Origin of the sequence: Pantoea sp. PNT03, from assembly GCF_014852515.1 — a bacterium.
Taxonomy (GTDB): Bacteria; Pseudomonadota; Gammaproteobacteria; order Enterobacterales; family Enterobacteriaceae; genus Pantoea; species Pantoea leporis.
Window position 1 is genome coordinate 912,548 of sequence record NZ_JACVBT010000001.1, and the last position, 17,196, is coordinate 929,743.

The 17,196-nt window shown below is 56.1% G+C and carries 18 protein-coding genes; 16 read left to right on the plus strand and 2 right to left on the minus strand.

The features are described from left to right. Positions 1–3: 3 nt before the first annotated feature. From pqqD to pqqF, 3 genes are read left to right on the plus strand one after another with little or no spacing between them, the layout of a single operon-like run. Positions 4–282 carry a pyrroloquinoline quinone biosynthesis peptide chaperone PqqD gene (gene pqqD, locus IB226_RS04325; protein ID WP_061720121.1) on the plus strand — a complete coding sequence of 93 codons (279 nt, stop codon included), beginning with the start codon at positions 4–6 and terminating at the stop codon, positions 280–282. Continuing rightward, complete coding sequence (gene pqqE, locus IB226_RS04330; protein WP_192233740.1) at positions 269–1,408, plus strand: pyrroloquinoline quinone biosynthesis protein PqqE; 1,140 nt, start codon at positions 269–271, stop codon at positions 1,406–1,408. Before pqqD ends, pqqE begins: the two co-directional genes overlap by 14 nt. After that, positions 1,408–3,726 carry a pyrroloquinoline quinone biosynthesis protein PqqF gene (pqqF, locus tag IB226_RS04335; protein WP_192233741.1) on the plus strand — a complete coding sequence of 773 codons (2,319 nt, stop codon included), beginning with the start codon at positions 1,408–1,410 and terminating at the stop codon, positions 3,724–3,726. Before pqqE ends, pqqF begins: the two co-directional genes overlap by 1 nt. 107 nt (positions 3,727–3,833) lie before the next feature. On the opposite strand, the gene dld is transcribed toward pqqF, so the two are convergent. After that, positions 3,834–5,534 (minus strand): D-lactate dehydrogenase, encoded by a 1,701-nt coding sequence (gene dld, locus IB226_RS04340; protein WP_192233742.1) that lies wholly within the window; start codon positions 5,532–5,534, stop codon positions 3,834–3,836. A 434-nt stretch (positions 5,535–5,968) separates the two neighbouring features. Here dld and IB226_RS04345 point away from each other — a divergent pair, with 434 nt between their 5' ends. The 12 genes from IB226_RS04345 (at position 5,969) to IB226_RS04400 (ending at position 15,595) form a co-directional block, all read left to right on the plus strand. Continuing rightward, positions 5,969–6,949 carry a 6-phosphofructokinase gene (locus tag IB226_RS04345; RefSeq protein ID WP_101764479.1) on the plus strand — a complete coding sequence of 327 codons (981 nt, stop codon included), beginning with the start codon at positions 5,969–5,971 and terminating at the stop codon, positions 6,947–6,949. 10 nt (positions 6,950–6,959) lie between these two features. Continuing rightward, entirely contained in the window at positions 6,960–7,274 is a 315-nt protein-coding gene (locus IB226_RS04350) for a PTS sugar transporter subunit IIB (RefSeq protein WP_192233744.1), read from the plus strand. Then, positions 7,267–8,640 carry a PTS sugar transporter subunit IIC gene (locus IB226_RS04355; protein WP_008110085.1) on the plus strand — a complete coding sequence of 458 codons (1,374 nt, stop codon included), beginning with the start codon at positions 7,267–7,269 and terminating at the stop codon, positions 8,638–8,640. Before IB226_RS04350 ends, IB226_RS04355 begins: the two co-directional genes overlap by 8 nt. Further along, positions 8,627–9,469, plus strand: a complete 843-nt coding sequence (locus IB226_RS04360; RefSeq protein WP_101764478.1) for a class II fructose-bisphosphate aldolase — start codon at positions 8,627–8,629, stop codon at positions 9,467–9,469. The genes IB226_RS04355 and IB226_RS04360 overlap by 14 nt, the downstream gene beginning before the upstream one ends. A gap of 62 nt (positions 9,470–9,531) precedes the next feature. Further along, a complete protein-coding gene (locus IB226_RS04365; RefSeq protein ID WP_137385731.1) occupies positions 9,532–9,801 on the plus strand; it encodes a hypothetical protein in 270 nt (89 codons plus the stop codon). Between the two features lie 9 nt (positions 9,802–9,810). Beyond that, the gene (locus IB226_RS04370; protein ID WP_091003163.1) at positions 9,811–10,248 is read left to right on the plus strand and encodes a PTS sugar transporter subunit IIA; all 438 of its coding nucleotides are present in this window, start codon (positions 9,811–9,813) and stop codon (positions 10,246–10,248) included. After that, the gene (locus tag IB226_RS04375; protein WP_192233746.1) at positions 10,245–10,829 is read left to right on the plus strand and encodes an AAA family ATPase; all 585 of its coding nucleotides are present in this window, start codon (positions 10,245–10,247) and stop codon (positions 10,827–10,829) included. Before IB226_RS04370 ends, IB226_RS04375 begins: the two co-directional genes overlap by 4 nt. Positions 10,830–10,953: 124 nt before the next feature. Then, entirely contained in the window at positions 10,954–11,748 is a 795-nt protein-coding gene (locus tag IB226_RS04380; RefSeq protein WP_192233748.1) for an SDR family NAD(P)-dependent oxidoreductase, read from the plus strand. A 224-nt stretch (positions 11,749–11,972) separates the two neighbouring features. Beyond that, positions 11,973–12,329 (plus strand): hypothetical protein, encoded by a 357-nt coding sequence (locus tag IB226_RS04385; RefSeq protein WP_101764474.1) that lies wholly within the window; start codon positions 11,973–11,975, stop codon positions 12,327–12,329. A gap of 49 nt (positions 12,330–12,378) precedes the next feature. Then, on the plus strand, positions 12,379–14,379 hold the full coding sequence (locus IB226_RS04390; RefSeq protein ID WP_192233750.1) for a protein-disulfide reductase DsbD: 2,001 nt from the start codon (positions 12,379–12,381) through the stop codon (positions 14,377–14,379). Further along, positions 14,379–15,101 carry a DsbA family protein gene (locus IB226_RS04395; protein WP_192233759.1) on the plus strand — a complete coding sequence of 241 codons (723 nt, stop codon included), beginning with the start codon at positions 14,379–14,381 and terminating at the stop codon, positions 15,099–15,101. The genes IB226_RS04390 and IB226_RS04395 overlap by 1 nt, the downstream gene beginning before the upstream one ends. Beyond that, complete coding sequence (locus IB226_RS04400) at positions 15,098–15,595, plus strand: protein disulfide oxidoreductase (protein ID WP_137385736.1); 498 nt, start codon at positions 15,098–15,100, stop codon at positions 15,593–15,595. Before IB226_RS04395 ends, IB226_RS04400 begins: the two co-directional genes overlap by 4 nt. 16 nt (positions 15,596–15,611) lie before the next feature. Here IB226_RS04400 and IB226_RS04405 read toward each other — a convergent pair whose 3' ends face one another. Beyond that, entirely contained in the window at positions 15,612–15,941 is a 330-nt protein-coding gene (locus IB226_RS04405; RefSeq protein ID WP_101764470.1) for a cupin domain-containing protein, read from the minus strand. A gap of 128 nt (positions 15,942–16,069) precedes the next feature. Between IB226_RS04405 and IB226_RS04410 the strand changes: the two genes are divergently transcribed. After that, entirely contained in the window at positions 16,070–16,708 is a 639-nt protein-coding gene (locus tag IB226_RS04410; RefSeq protein ID WP_008110061.1) for an RpiB/LacA/LacB family sugar-phosphate isomerase, read from the plus strand. Positions 16,709–17,196: the final 488 nt, after the last annotated feature.

Sequence of the window (17,196 nt, forward strand, 5' to 3'; positions counted from 1 at the left end):
AACATGAAAGATAATGTGATTCCGGCTTTCCGTCGCGGCTACCGCATGCAGTGGGAAGCGGCGCAGGATAGCCATGTGGTGCTCTATCCAGAAGGCATGGCCAAATTGAACGAGACCGCCGTGGCGATCCTCGAACTGGTGGATGGCAAACAGGATGTGGCGGCGATCGTTGCCACGCTGGATGCGCGTTTCCCGGACGCGGGCGGTGTCGGCGACGACGTCAAAGAGTTCCTGCAATCCGCCATCGAACAAAAATGGATACAGTGTCGTGAACCCGAGTAAAAGCGTGACGCCACCGCTGTGGCTGCTGGCAGAACTGACCTATCGCTGCCCGCTGCAGTGTCCGTATTGCTCCAATCCGCTGGATTTTTCCCAGCAGGAGAAAGAGCTGACCACCGAACAGTGGATTGAGGTGTTTCGTCAGGCGCGCGCCATGGGCAGCGTGCAGCTCGGTTTTTCCGGCGGCGAACCGCTAACCCGTAAAGACCTGCCGGAGCTGATTCGCGCCGCGCGCGATCTCGGTTTCTACACCAACCTGATCACCTCCGGCATCGGCCTGACGGCGAAAAAACTCGATGCCTTTGCCGACGCCGGACTCGATCATATCCAGATCAGCTTCCAGGCCAGCGATGAAACGCTGAACGCGGCGCTGGCCGGGTCAAAAAAGGCCTTCCAGCAGAAGCTGGAGATGGCGAAAGCGGTGAAAGCGCACGGCTATCCGATGGTGCTGAATTTCGTGCTGCATCGCCACAATATCGACCAGATCGACAAGATCATCGATCTCTGTATCGAACTGGAAGCCGACGATGTCGAGCTGGCGACTTGCCAATTCTACGGCTGGGCGCAGCTCAATCGCGAAGGATTACTGCCAACGCGCGAGCAGATCGCCAACGCCGAAGCGGTGGTGGCCGATTATCGTCAGCGCATGACCGCCAGCGGCAATCTCACCAATCTGCTGTTCGTGACGCCGGATTACTACGAAGAGCGCCCGAAACCCTGCATGGGCGGATGGGGATCGATCTTCCTCAGCGTCACGCCTGACGGCACCGCGTTGCCGTGCCACAGCGCGCGTCAGCTGCCGGTTGCGTTCCCGTCGGTGCTGGAGCGCACGCTGGACGATATCTGGTACAACTCGTTTGGTTTTAACCGCTATCGCGGCTTTGACTGGATGCCGGAACCCTGTCGCTCCTGCGATGAGAAAGAGAAAGACTTTGGCGGCTGTCGCTGTCAGGCCTTTATGCTGACCGGCGATGCCGATAACACCGACCCGGTGTGCAGCAAATCGCCGCATCACGGCAAGATCCTCGAAGCACGACGTGAAGCCAACTGCAGCGACATCAAAATCCAGCAGCTGCAGTTCCGCAATCGCAGCAACTCCGAACTGATCTTTAAGCAGCGCGTCACCTGATGCACGCGCGCCAGCTCACGCTCGCCAACGGCCTGCGCTGCCATCTTTATCATCAGCCCGACGCCCGTGAGGCGGCGGCGCTGATGCGCGTGCAGGCCGGCAGTCTGGATGAAGCGGATCGCTGGCCGGGTTTGGCACATCTGCTGGAACATCTGCTGTTTTGCGGCAGCGAAGTTTTTCACGGCGACGACCGCCTGATGCCGTGGCTGCAGCAGCAGGGCGGCCAGGTGAACGCTACCACGCAGTTGAGCCGCAGCGCCTATTTCTTTCAGCTCCCAGCTGCGGCGTTGTCGGCGGGCGTGCAGCGGCTGTGTGATATGTTAGCGGCACCGTTGCTGACAGCGCAGGCCATTCAGCAGGAAGCGGCGGTGATTGAGGCTGAGTATCAACTGCTGCAAAACCATGCCGACACGCTGAGTGAAGCTGCCGTGCTGGATAAGTTGCCGGGACGTTTCCAGCGCTTTCGCGTCGGCAGTAGGTTTGCACTTGGTGACAACGTCACGGAGCTACAATCCGCACTACGCGATTTTCATCGCCGTTTCTATCGCGCTGAAAATATGGAACTTTGGCTGCAAGGGCCGCAATCACTGGATGAGCTCGAACAGCTGGCGGCACGCTTCGGCGGCAGTTTGCTGGCGGGTGGAGAATGCGCTGCGGCTGTTGAAGCTACGCTGTTGCGAGGCGATCGTTTACTGCTATCAGGCGGTGAAGAAAATTTCTGGCTGACGATGTTGGTGGCGGGCGATGAGCAGACCGTGCGTGACAATGTCACATTATTAAAAGCATTCTGGCAGGACGAAGCGCCCGGCAGCTTGCTGGTGCAGTTGCGCGCTGAGGCGTTATGCGAAACCTTTGACGCGCATTGGTTATGGCAAGATGAGCAACAAGCGTTACTGGCGCTGCGCTTTAGCGCCAGGCGCATTTCCCCGGCGCAGGCGCAAAAGATTGAGCAACGCGTTTGGCAGCATCTGGCTGCGTTAGCTGAATGTACGGCGCTTCAGCTGCAGCACTACGCACAGCTCGCGCAGGAAGATTTCGCGACCTTGTCGCCGCTGGAACAGTTGCGCGGCCGGGCGTTGGGCTTCGCGCCGGGTTGCGCGCTGCCAGACAACTTCACGGATTTTGCCGCAGCGTTGCCAGATTGTCCGCGCACGCGTCTGCTCACGCAGCAACAGATTGACGGCGCACCGCATCACACGCAGGGCTTTACCTTGCAACTGGCCGAGTGGCTGCCGCCGTCGTTGGCTGCGACCAAACCCGCAGCGTTTCACTTCTATCCTGCTTCAGCCGCTGTTGCGCTCCCTCGTCTCCCGCCCGTGAAGCAGCCGTTGCCGCTGATTGCACCGGTAAAACAGGTTGAAACGCTGCTGCTGCGTCCGGCGTTTTATCAGACCTTGAGTGATGAAGACGCGCAGGCGCGGCAGCGCCAGTTACGCCCGTTGCTGGCGGAATTGCGCCACGCGGGTGGCAACGGCAGCTGGCAACAGACGCATGCCAGCTGGCAGCTGCTGCTCAATCTGCCTGCATCCGCCGATCGTGCGTTGTTTAGCGTGCATCAGGCATTACAGGCGCTGAACACGCCGGTGTTGGCGCAGCCCGCAGCGAATACCCCTTCGATTGTGATTCGTCAATTGCTCGCCGCATTGCCCACTCGCTTGATCAAGCCATTACCCGCGCCGCAATGGCTGGCGGCATGGTGCGGCACCAATACCGCATTAAGCCAGCGCGTGGCGCATCTGCTCAGCGATTTTACGCCGGATCTGGCGCGCGACACGCCGGCGGCACGACTGCAACACGGCATCGTGCCCATCGCCTGCGACGGGCGCGATCAGGCGCTGCTGCTGTTTATGCCGTTACCGCAGGCCGACGATGCCAGCCTGGCCGCTTTACGCGTGCTGGCGCTGATGCTGGAAACGCGCTTCTTCCAGCGGTTGCGCGTGGATCAGCAAATTGGCTATGTGGTGTCGGCGCGCTATCAGCGGGTGGCGGATGTGGATGGCTTGATGCTGGCGCTGCAATCACCGGATATCTCCTGGCGTGCGCTGCTGGGTCACTGCAAACGCTTTATGCGTGAGATGGTAGCCGAGATCGCGGCAATCTCGCCGCAAAAGCTGGCGGCATGGCAGGCAAGCTTAATGACGCAATGCGCAAGCAAAGATAATGGCGAGGCCGCACTCGAAACCCTGCGCCAGCAGCACGGCCTGGCCACTCTCAATCGCGCGGCTATTCAGGCACTAACGCTGCAGCAGCTCCAGCAACTGCATCAGCGTCTGCTTCGCGAACGGCATCGCTGGTTGATTTTGGTTAATCAAAGCTGAAAGGTTCAACCGAAACGTACCCATAATTATTCGTCTTTGTAGGGGCGCCATTTATGGTGACCAGGAGCGGATGAATGCGCACCCTACGAAACCCGTGGTTGCCGCTGCTACATCTCCCGCCAAAACTTCTTCTTACTGGTTTTACCAATCCCTGGATTACAGCTGTTGGTGGGATCAAGCTGTTTCCAATGCGCGACATGCTCACACGACGCCTGATAAAGGTGCCCCACATTGTGCTCGGCGGGATATTTCGCGCCGCGCTGTTCCAGATACCGTTTCACCTCTGCCTTAAACACTTTTGCGTCGTAGCCGGGTTTCAGCACGTAATCCTGATGATTGACGAAGCAGAAGAAGTGCCCGCAACACGAATCAACCTGTACCTGCGCCGCCAGATAATCGGGCAGCGTCAAACGCCATGCATCGTCATTACGGCGCAGCGCCACGTCGAAGGCTACCAGCCGCTCGTTGGGGTTGTAACCCAGCGCGTCGCAGTAGGAAATGGTGCAGCCGCCCACGCCGAAACGCACCAAAAACGCATCTGCCGCTTCACGCGCATTGCAGCGGAAAAAGCCGCCTTGCTGCTCAGCAAAGAATTGCTGCAGTAAACTCTGCAACTCGGCGGTTTGCGGCGACTCTACTTTGATCATCAGATGATGTTGATACTCGCTGCGGTAATCCATGATGCGCGGCGCGATAAAGCTCGGCGTCAGCTGGTTGAAGAATTGCAGCACCCGATCAACAAAATTGCGCGGCAGGAATTTCAGGTGGCTGACGCGCACATCCCATTTGGCTTTATTGGCCATCATCTGCGGAATGGCCTGCGGGCCCAGTTTGCGAATCGCCAGATACATATGCTTGGCGTAGCGCACGGTTAAATCGAAGGCATTGCGATGGATATATTCCGCCTGCAGCGGCAGTTCGCTCATTTCGGTTAGCAGGAAACGGCGCAGCGCCACCAGCACGTTCTCATTGTTAGTGCCGATGTAGAAGGTGTCGCTGCCGGCGCTGGCTTCGAAGGTGGGCAAGCGTACAGCGAAAACCACCACTTTACCGGCGCTGCCCGAGCTGTCGTGCAGGTAGCGCAGATCGCCATTGAAGCGTGCTGGGGAATCCGCGGTCACATCTCGTAAGCGGTCGGCGTAGTCATCGGCCCAGATTTTACCCTGCCAATCGGCTTGCTCGCCGGTTTGATACTGCTGCTGCGCCAGGTTTGCCAGCATCACTTCTGGCGTGTCGCCCAATTCGATGCCGAGGTGATTAACCATCTCTAAGCGACCATCCTCATGAATACGGGCGAACAAGGATTTTTCGGTAAACGCGGGGCCGCGCCGAATCAGCGAGCCACCGGAATTATTACAGATCCCGCCGACCACCGAGGCGCCAATGCAGGATGATCCAATCACCGAGTGCGGCTCTCGACCGAGCGGCTGTAAGGTGTGCTCCAGTTCAGTCAAGGTGGTGCCGGGGAAGGCGATCACCTGGCGCGCCTGATCGATCACCTGCACGCCTTTGAGCTGGCGGGTGCTGATGATCACGATATCGCGGTCGTAATCATTGCCGTCGGGCGTTGAGCCGCCGGTGACGCCGGTATTTGACGCCTGCATCAACACAATCACATCGTGCGCCACGCACACCTGCAGTGTTTGCCACAGCTGCAACAAGGTTTGCGGTAACGCCACCGCCAGCGCGTCACCGCGCCCGACGCGGAACCCCTTTATGTACCAGGCTTTATCATCCGCATGGGTTAATAACTGTTTGTCACCCACCACCGCGGCCAACTTAAGCAAAATATCCTTCTGCATGCTCATTTTTCTCTTCTTTATTCTTTATCTGCCACGGTATTGGACAAGCGCAGCTGCACAGAGTCAATCATTCACTGGCCCTGACGCGTAAATAACGCACGGAATCATTATCCCTTTTTACTTTACGGAATAACCGGCAGGAACCGATAAAAATGCGCGGGAAATCACAAAATAGATCGAAATAAAAATCGCCAAGGGCGCGTTTATTTGGCTTGCTGATTTTACTGCGCAAAATAAATATAAACCTATGATTTTATTTGTTATTAAGGTTTTAAGGTGAAAAATGCCATGTGATTTATATCACAAAAATAAGCCTTTGTTGGATGCTGTCAATTATCTCACTCGGGAAATTCATCGCAAAAGTGTGACATTCGTTGCAAATAACAATGCGGTTAATCGGAAGAATGAATTTCAGACGCACAGCATAAAGGATGATGACAATGAGAATTGGCATGGTGATCAGCGGTGGCGATGTCACCGGGATTAATAACTTTGTGTATCAAATATCGCGCTTAACTCAAGCGGAAATGGTGTTATTTAATGGTGGTATTCCAGGTTTGCTGGAAAACAATCATCAGGAAATATCCCAACGTGATTTAGTGGATTACGCCATCGCCGCTATTCCGGTGATGCAATCGGGACGAACCAGCAGGAAATTAATTCGCCCGGAATATGAGATGATCGCCAAACACCTTAAATCGCTGCGCATCGATGTATTAATTATGGCGGGCGGAGATGGTTCATTACAATTCCTGCATACGCTGAGCGAATTTGGTGTTAACTGTTTTGGCGTCGGCATGACCATCGATAACGATGTCTTTGGCAGTGATTACAGCATCGGTTTCTCCACCGCCTGTGAGCAGGTGTTAAAAGAGGTGGCGAAGTTACGTAATACCGGCCGCGCCTTAACCGGTCGTGTATTTATGGTGGAGCTGCTGGGTGGTTATTGCGGTGAATTAACCTTGCAGTCAGCGATCAAATCCAATGCCGATTTCGCGCTGATACCGGAATGCCAGATTGCACCGCAGGAGCTGGCGGAACGCATCACGCAGCGGCTGGCGGCGCAGAACAGCGTGATAATTTTGTGCTCGGAAGGCTATACCCGTGAATATTCGCCGGGCTTTCAGGGCGCTATCGATACCTTAATTAAACAAATTGAACCGTTAATTGGTGTGCGTATTCGTAAAACGATTATCGGTTATGGCCTGCGTAATGGCGATCCTACCTGTGAAGAGATTTATCAGGGCACCATTATGGCCAGTGAAGTCGCGCGTTGTATTCAGTCGGGAATGCGCAATAAAGCGGTGATTATTAATGGCAGTAATCGACCGATTCCGATTGATTTAATAAGCATGAAAAAACGCCTGGTCGATACGGAAGGGCATCATTATAAACTCGCTAAACAACTGCAAATTCTGTGAGGAAATAGCCATGCTGAAAATATTATGTGTCTGTGGATGTGGTTTGGGTTCAAGCTTTGCGATTGAAATGAGCGCCAAGTCAGTATTAAAGAAACTCGAAATTGATGCTGATATTGATCACACCACCATTTCTGAAGCCAGCGCCTTTAAATCCGACATGATTTTAACCCAGAAAGCCTTTGCTGATGTGTTAAATGCCGATGCCAGCCCGGAACAGATCAAGCGGGTGATTATTCTCAATAAGCTGACCGACAAAGCAGAAATTGAAGAGAAAATCGTGGCGTTTATGAAAGAACGTAACTTAAAGGTTGCTAATCATGAATAGTGTCATCGACTTCCTGGTAAAAGACTTATTGGGGCAGGCATCGATACTGATCGCCTTTATTGCCCTGATTGGTCTGCTACTGCAAAAAAAATCGGCGGGCAAAGTGGTGGAAGGCACCTTTAAAACCCTGCTCGGTTTCTTAATTATGATGGCCGGTATCAACATTATTGTCGGTACGCTGACCTTCCTGAACACCATTTTCACCCACGGCTTTGGCATGCAGGGTTATATCACCGACGTTGCCGCCATTGCCGGGTTAGCAAACCGCGAGCTGGGTTCAGAAGTGGCGCTGACGCTGTTGGTGATCTTTATCGTCAACATCATCATTGCGCGTCTGACACCTTTCAAATACATCTTCCTTACCGGACAGGCACTGCTGTGGATGGCGACCATCGGTGCGGTGATTGGCTATAAAGCGGGGCTGACAGGTTTACCTCTGATCCTTACCGGCGGCATTTTTGGCGGCATTATGGCGGTGGTGATGCCTGCACTGGCCCAACCGGTGGTGCGCCGCATCACCGATTCTGACGACGTGGCGCTCGGGCACTTCTGCACCATTGGCTATCTGCTGACGGCGGCGGTGGCAAAGGTGGTGGGCAAAGGGTCGCGCTCCACCGAAGATCTCAAACTGCCCGATAACTTTAAATTCCTGCAGGACACCTATCTGTCGATGGCGGTGGTGATGGTGCCGATGTACCTGATCCCTGCGGTCGCCGCCGGTCCGGAATTTATCGGCCAGTACAGCAACGGCATGAACTACCTGATGTACGCCTTTATGCAGTCGATTCAGTTCGTGTGCGGTGTGTTCGTGCTGTATAGCGGCGTGCGTCTGTTGCTGAACGAACTGGTGCCGGCTTTCCGTGGTATCGCCATGCGTCTGGTGCCGGATGCAAAACCGGCGCTCGACTGCCCGGTGATGTTCCCGTACGCCCCGAACGCGGTGATCGTCGGCTTCCTCGCCACCACGCTGGGTTCGGTGGTTGGCATGCTGGTGTTCCCGATGTTTGGTCTGGCGATGATTCTGCCAGGATTGCTGACTAACTTCTTTGCCGGTGGCACCGCAGGCGTGTTCGGTAATGCGCTCGGTGGGCGTCGCGGCGCAATGATCGGCGGTTTCGTGCACGGTCTGTTCATTACCTTCCTGCCGGCGATTCTGGTGCCGATGCTGGAAAGCTACGGTTTTACCGGCGTCACCTTCAGTGATTCGGATGTCATCAGTACCGGCCTGGTGCTCGGCCATGCATTCCAGAATAACTGGCTGTTCGTCGCGCTGTTTATCGCCTTTATTACTCTCATCGCCTGGTTTGTTAACGGAAAATCCACCAAGTCTAAATCCCATGAGGAAAAGCTCCATGAAACTTTATAACTTTACCGATCTGTTACAGGTGGCTAAAGAACGTGAATTTAAAGCGCTCGGTTCCTTTAATTTGCACTGCCTGGAAATGTTGCCCGCCTTTTTTAAAGCAGCGGAGAAAACGAATAGCCCATTAATGATTCAGATCTCAACCGGAACCGCCAAATATCTCGGACATAAATTATTGGTAGATGCGATTCGCTCATTGTCGGAAAGCCGTAATGTGCCGACCTGTTTGCACCTCGATCACTGTTCGGATTTGGACGCTATCCAAACCGCGCTGGATGCGGGCTTCAGTTCAATTATGTATGACGGTTCACATTTACCGATTGAAGAGAACATCGCCAATACGCGCCGTGTTATTGATATGGCGCGCCCGCTGGCGGTTTCGGTTGAGGCGGAATTGGGCGCGATTGGCGGTTCGGAAGATGGCAAAGAGGTGGAAATGAACGATGCGGCGTTTACCACCGTCGATGAAGCCAAACGCTTTGTCGATGAAACCGGCGTCGATATGCTGGCGATCTCCATCGGCACGGTGCACGGCTTGTACACCGGTAAAGCCCATATTCAACATCAGCGCCTCGCGGAAATTACCGATGCTACGAAAACGCCGCTGGTGCTGCACGGTGGTACCGGCGTCAGCGATGAGGATATGCGTCTTGCGGTGCGCAGCGGGATTGAGAAAGTCAACGTTGGCACCGAGATGAATGTGCAGTGGGTTGCAAACTGCAAGCAGACGTTTGAAAAGGGCAAGGTCAACGACAGCGTGCGTAATTTCCTTGTGCCGGCCAACGATGCCGTGACCAATGTGCTGGTAGAAAAGATTCAACTGTTCCGCTAATTCCGACTTACTCATGACGTAATAACCTGAGGTGCCCGGCGCCATTCGGGGCAGGAGATGCTATGTTTGGATTCTTGAAAAAGGGCTCTGATAATAAGAGCCAGGATTCACAGGAAATAGATCTTCAGGCTGAAACCATCAGCGGGAAAATAAGCGAACTGGAACAACAGTTGGCCAATAACCCGCAGGCGACAGACACGCAAAAACAATTAATGCTGGAATATAATCGTGCATTAAATATCTTTGCCAAAAGTCGACACTATCGTCAGGAAATTGATCCGTTGTTTGTCAAAATTGATGAACTGCGTAACACCATTCGCAAATCGTTTTAAGGAGGCAGTATGAGTATTAAACAGCTGCTGCAGGAGGCAAGTGCGATTCAGGTGGGGATCAGCGCCAGGGATTGGCGCGAAGTGATCGCGCTGGCGGCGCTGCCGCTGGTGAACGGCGGTTACATCAAAGCCAGTTACCCGGAAGCAGTGATCGCTAACACGCTGGAGCATGGTGCCTATTACGTGTTTGAGGAGGGCATCGCCATTCCCCATGCGCGGCCGGAGACCGGCGTGCTGAAAGATTGTTTCAGCATGATTGTGCTGGATGAGCCAATCTCATTCGACGGCAGTGACAAAGCCGACATCGTGATTATGTTCGGTGCACGTGACAGCAACGCCCACATTGAAGAGGGCATCCGCGCGATTGTTACGCTGCTGGAGGATGAGGAGACGCTGGTGCGCTTGCGCAACGCCAGCAGTGCCGCGGAGGTGATTGAAATCCTATGACAACCGACACCGAAGAGAAAATTGTCGTGCTGGTGAATGGCATTCCGGCTTCCGGCAAAAGCACGCTAACGCGCGCGCTGGCCGAGCAGTTCGGTTTTCCGGTGCTGACGCTGGATAGCCTGAAAGAGCCGTTTATGGCCAGCTTTGCGCCGGTGGATCGCCTGCGCAATCGCCAGTTAGGTTGTGCGGCGTATCAGGCGATCTGGCAAGTGGTGGCGCAAGCGCCGACGCGTTGTATCTATGTCATCGATGCCTGGTTTGGCTTCCAGCCGAAAGAGGTGCTGCAGCAGGGATTGCAGCAGGCGGGCGTGACGCGGGTGCTGGAGCTGTGGCTGGCGATCACGCCGGATGAGGCGGTAGCGCGTTATCAGGCTCGTTTAACCGATCGCATGCCGGGACATCCGGGCGCGGAGTATCTGCCAGAACTGCGCAAGTTAGCAGAAACCGCCCAACCGATGGCGCTGGGTCCGGTGTTGCAGCTTAACGCACGCAATCCGGATCAGGCGGCAGCCTGCGCCTGGTTACAGCGTCAACTGCGGCTGCCGATCAGCGCTCAACCGGCTTTATCGGCCTCGGGCTAAATAATGTCGGCAGCAGGCTGAACGCACATCAGCCCTGTGGCCGACAGCACCATCGCATGATTCGTCAATGCATCTTCTCCTGCCTGAACCAGGCTTTGTGATTACGCTCACAGAGGAAAGCACGATGAATATCGATTTACACGGAAAAACAGCCTTAGTTACCGCATCAACTGGCGGTATCGGTTTTGCCATTGCACAAGGTCTGGCAGCCAGCGGGGCGGAAGTGGTGCTGAACGGGCGCAGTGAAGCCTCGGTGAGTCGTGCGCGCGAGAAGCTCAACGGCGTAGTGGCGGGCGCCCAAATTCACACCTTGATCGCCGATCTCGGCAGTGCCCAAGGGGTTAAGCAACTACTTAATGGCTTGCCGCCAATTGATATTCTGGTGAATAACGCCGGGATTTACGGTCCGCAGGATTTTTATGAAGTGGATGACGACACCTGGGACGCCTATTGGCAAACCAACGTGATGTCCGGCGTGCGCCTGTCGCGGGCTTTATTGCCGGAGATGGTGCAGCGTGGTTGGGGCCGCGTGGTGTTTATCTCCTCGGAATCAGCCTTGAACATTCCCGCCGATATGCTGCATTACGGCGTGAGTAAAACGGCGCAGCTATCGCTGGCGCGCGGTCTGGCAAAAGTGGTGGCGGGCAGCGGCGTGACGGTAAACAGCGTGTTGCCGGGCCCAACGCTCTCTGATGGCTTTGCCGCGATGATGGAAGATGAGGTGAAGCGCACCGGTAAGGCGCTGGAAGAGCTGGCGAAAGAGTTTGTGATGGCGCAGCGGCCAAGTTCGGTGATCCAGCGCGCCGCCACGGTCGAAGAGGTGGCTAATATGGTGGTGTATGTTTGCTCGAAACAGGCGTCGGCGACGTCCGGTGCCGCGCTGCGCGTCGATGGTGGCGTGGTGGATGATATTGTTTAACGCCGTGTAACGATCAAATTTTGATGGCCGCAATCATCGTAGCGGCGCCATTTATTGCGTCGTGTTTAGGTGGGTAATATGCCTTCGTTGAGATGCGCGATAAATCGCGCCGCTACGATCCTGGATCTGGGTTGAACACCACAAAGACAAAAGTTTACACAGCAAAGCTTGGTGTTTCTGCTGCAGATGCTTAAAATGTCCGCACTTTTCTCTGAGGCTGCGGCATGACGATATCGCTATCACGCGCAAAATGGATTCTGGCACTGGTTTGTCTGGTGCTGGCGTTTTGTCTCGTCCAGCGCAGCTTCAATTTGCCTTCCGCACCTTTAGCGCAGGTCAGCGCGTCCGCGCACACCAACAGCAGTGATGATGCCAGCGGCAGCGAAAAACCCTGTGCGCTAAGCGCCAAATCGCTGAGTGCCGCCGCGCCAATCCTTGATACCGCATTGCCTTTCCTGCTGTTGCTGCTGGCACTGATCGCCACTTTCACACAAACTACCACTTGCGTCGGCTATCGCCGCGCACCGCTGTTTCCGCCTCTGCGACGGCGGCATCTGACCTTTTGCGTCTTCCGGGAATAACACCTGCGCGTTACATCGCGTAAACCCTGTTATTCACTGGAGAATTCACATGACTGTATTGATCAGGAGCCTGCTGCTCCTGCTGGCGAGCTGCGCAATCACTGCGCAGGCGGCAGACACCGGCTGGCTGCGCAATGCGCAAAACAGCCACGCCGAAGTGCGCTTGCGCAGCGCCAGCCACAACGATAATCAGCAACTGCTGCTGGATATTCGCCTGCAACCCGGCTGGAAAACCTACTGGCGCACGCCTGGCGAAGGCGGCGTTGCGCCGGAAATCCGCTGGCAAACCCCGGCGGTCAAGGCGCAATGGTTCTGGCCCGCGCCCGAGCGTTTTGACGTCAGCGGCTTGACCACGCAAGGCTATAAAGGCGATATCACGCTGCCGATCGAGCTGGCGAAACTGTCGAGCCAGCAACTTGTGGGAACGCTGACGCTCTCAACCTGTAGCGATGTTTGCATCCTCACCGACTTCCCGTTCAGCCTCGATCTGACCCAGCCCGCAGACGCCGATTTTGCCCGCGATTTCGCCGAGGCGATGGGGCGCATCCCGGCGGCTAGCGGCTTAACCGATCAACTCCACGCCAGCTTTGTAAATGGCGAATTGCAGATCCGCGCACAGCGTCAGGGCGGCTGGCAACAGCCTGAACTGTTCTTCGATTATCCGCCGGGCAGCATGCTGGCGGCACCGACGATCCGTGTGAATGGCGACACGCTCAGCGCGCGCGTAGCGGTCACCGATGAATGGGGCGAAGCGGCACCGGATCTGCGCGGCAAAACGCTGTCGCTGGTGGTTGCGGATGCTGGCATTGCGCAGCAAAGCGCGATAAATATCGGCACGGAAACGCTGGTGTCCGGCGATGCGGCGCAAACCTTATGGTCGGTGTTGCTGCTGGCGCTGCTCGGCGGCTTGATCCTCAACCTGATGCCGTGTGTGTTGCCGGTGCTGGCGATCAAGCTCAGCAGCCTGGTGCAGCAGCAAGGACAAACGCAGCGTCAGACGCGCCAGCAGTTTCTCGCCTCCAGCGCCGGGATCATTTTCTCCTTCCTGCTATTGGCGCTGCTGATGACGGGACTGCGACTCAGCGGTCAGGCGCTGGGCTGGGGCATTCAGTTCCAGAGCAGCGGCTTCCTGCTGGTGATGGTGCTGGTGATGTTCCTGTTTAGCGCCAGCCTGTTTGATCTGCTGCATTTCCGCTTGCCGTCGGGTTTGAATACCAAACTGGCGACGCAGGGCGGCGACGGCTTGCTCGGCCACTTCGGCCAGGGCGCGTTTGCCACCTTGCTGGCCACGCCGTGCAGCGCGCCTTTTCTCGGTACGGCGGTGGCTTATGCGCTGACGGCACCGCTGCCGCAGCTATGGCTGCTGTTTGTCGCGCTCGGCGTCGGCATGAGTTTGCCATGGTTGCTGGTGGCGGCGTTACCGGGCATGGCGCGCTGCCTGCCGCGTCCGGGGCGCTGGATGCTGCATCTGCGCAGCGTGCTCGGCCTGTTGATGCTGCTCGCCACCTTCTGGCTGGTGACGTTGCTGGTGCCGCATTGGGGCAGCACCTTCGCGCTGGTGCTGGCGGGCGTGTTACTCGTGGTGTTGTGTGGCTGGCTGGTGAAACGTCGCGCGCTGCAGCAGGCGGGCGTGGTGTTTATCACCCTGACGCTGGCCGGAGCGCTGTTCCTGATGACGCGTATCTCGCCGGAAGAGGAGAAGCTGCACTGGCAGCCATTGACCGAAGCGGCGATCCATCAGGCACTTGAGCAGGATAAACGGGTGTTTGTCGATGTCACCGCCGACTGGTGCATCACCTGTAAAGTGAATAAATCTCGCGTCCTGAATCAGCCCGATGTGCGTGCTGCGCTCAAAGCCGATGATGTGGTACTGCTGCGCGGCGACTGGACGCAGCCCGATCCCGCCATTGGTGAATTCCTGCGCCGCCGCGACCGCGTGGCGATCCCTTTTAACCAAATTTATGGCCCGGCACTGCCGCAAGGCCAGATTTTGTCACCGCTGCTGAGTCGTGAAGCGGTGATCTCCACTCTCTCTGAGGCGAAAAAATAATGAAGAAATCCCTGTTACTGCCACTGATGTTCCTTGCCATGCCTGCACTGGCGGCCGCGCCTTTTACGCCTGAGCAGGAAGCGCGCATCAAAGAACTGATCCGTGAAACCCTGGTGCAGAATCCGTCGATTCTGGCGGAAGCCGCTGATGCCTTTGATAAAGAAGCAGCGCAACAGCAGCAAAACGTAGTGGCGCAGATGGTGAAGAAAAACCACGATGCGCTGTTCAACGACGCCGGTTCACCGCGCATTGGCGCTGAAAAACCGGTGCTGACGCTGGTCTATTTCACCGATTACAACTGCGTGTTCTGCAAGAAGTTTGAAGCCGATATCGAAAAACTGATTAAGGCTTATCCGCAGGTAGCGGTGGTGATCAAACCGCTGCCGTACCGTGCTGAAACCTCTCTCACCTCGGCGCGTCTGGCGCTCACCGTGTGGGAGCAGCAGCCGAAAAACTTCCTGAAGCTGCATGAGCGTTTGATGGCGAAAAAGGGCAATCACGATACCGCCAGCATCGACGCGGCGCTGGAGAAGACCGGCATCAAGCTGAAAGAGCCAAGCAAAGTGAGCCTCGATACCATCAACAGCAACCTGACGCTGGCGCAGCAGCTCGGCGTTCAGGGCACGCCAGCCACGCTGGTGGGCGACCAGATGATCAGCGGCGCGGTGCCATATGAGCAGCTGGAAGCGGCAGTGAAAGGCGCGCTGCAGGCGAAGCAATGAGTCGATTAAAGCGCTGGCTGCGTGAGGCGCTGCTGCTGGTGCTGATTGTCGCGGCTGCGCTGTGGGGCATGGATTGGCTGCGGGCACCGCAGCTGCCTGCCGACCTGGCGCAACAACCGCTGACCTCGCTGCAAGGCGAGGTGAATCTGGCGGAACTCAGTCAGCATCGGCCACTGCTGGTGTACGTCTGGGCAACCTGGTGTGGCGTGTGCAAACTCACCACGCCAACCGTGGCGGCGATGAGTCAGGAAGGTGACAAGGTGGTGAGCGTGGCGCTGCGTTCCGGCAGTGACGCGCGCGTGGCAACCTGGCTGGAGAAGAAAGGGCTGCAAGGCGTGGCGATCAATGATGAGAGCGGGGCGATCGGCCAGCGCTGGGATATCAACGCCACGCCGACCTTTATCGTGCTGCATCAGGGCAAAGTCATCAGCACCAGCAGCGGCTGGACCAGCGGTTGGGGGCTGAAACTGCGACTTTGGTGGGCTTCCCGCTAATCGTTCTGGCGGCACGTTAAGGTGCCGCCAGAAAATCCTCGCGTTGCGGCGTAAAGGTATCCAGCAATACGCCCGCTTCCAGACACACACAACCGTGCACAATGTTCGGCGCTTTATACAGCGTATCGCCGGCGCTCACTTCTTTGGTAACGCCATCAATGGTGAAGGCAAAACGTCCGGACAGCACATAGGTGAGCTGCTCATGCGGATGGTGATGCAGCGGACCGACAGCACCCTGCTTAAAGGTGACTTCCACCGCCATCAGGGTGCCGCCGTGCGCCAGTATTCGGCGCGTTACGCCGTTACCTAAATCGTCCAGTCGGGTTGCGCTTTTAAAGATAAACATGATTTCTCCTTGCAGGTTGCATCGTCAATATGTGACTTAACTCACAGTCAAAAAGGCATTTAAAGGCTGCATTTTAACGTTCTTTGATTAAAATGAAACGGTGTTTCAATTTAATCTGAGGATGGATCATGAAAATCGCTTTGATGATGGAAAACAGCCAGGCTGCGAAGAACGCAACGGTGTTGAAAGAGCTTCAGTCTGTGGCGCAACCGCTCGGGCATCAGGTGTTTAACGTCGGTATGAGCGACGAACAGGATCACCATCTTACCTATATTCACCTCGGCATCATGGCCAACGTACTGCTTAACAGCAAAGCGGTGGACTTCGTGGTGGCTGGTTGCGGCACCGGCCAGGGTGCGTTAATGTCGCTGAACCTGCATCCCGGCGTGGTGTGCGGCTACTGCATCGATCCGGCGGATGCTTACCTGTTTGCGCAAATCAACAACGGCAATGCGCTGTCGCTGCCGTTCGCCAAAGGTTTCGGCTGGGGCGCGGAACTAAACCTGCGCTTTATCTTCGAAAAAGCCTTTACCGGTGAAAAAGGGCACGGCTACCCGCCAGAGCGCAAAGAGCCGCAGGTGCGTAATGCGGGCATTCTGAACGAAGTGAAAGCGGCGCTGCTGAAAGAGAATTACCTCGATTCACTGCGCGCCATCGATCCCGAGCTGGTTAAGACCGCAGTGAGCGGCCCGCGCCTGCAGCATTGCCTGTTTGAACATGGGCAGAATCAGGAGATCGTGGGTTTTGTGCGTGAACTGACGCAGTAATCAATATCGGTTAAGCAAAGCCAGGGAAACCTGGCTTTGCTGTTTATGTCCTTCTCCATTTGCACTATGGCATCAAAGTGCCGGAGCAAGTGTCGGAGAAAACGCTAAGAGTTAGGCAGCTTCAGAGTCAGTGAAGCACTCGACTTTGTTATCCCTTCGATTCAACAGTCACGCGTATTTATCCTACCGACCAACCGTTGCAGACGTCTCAATTGTTCATTCAAGTTACCACAGACGACGTAATGCATGTCAGTTAAGCCAGTGACGAGTACGCAGGCCGGTGCCACTTTTGGTCCTGCGGTCCTCGCGCCGCTATCGCGGTACCTTCACTTCGCTCGTCTGCCTGACGGACCGGCGTAGACGGGACATCCTTGTCCCGACTCCGCCTTTCGCCCGCGTCCTGCGGGCTCTCCTGGCTTCCTCGCTTCGTTCAGCGCTGCGGATTGCTGGCCCAAAAGCGGCCCCGGCCTGCTTAAACTTCAGTGCGT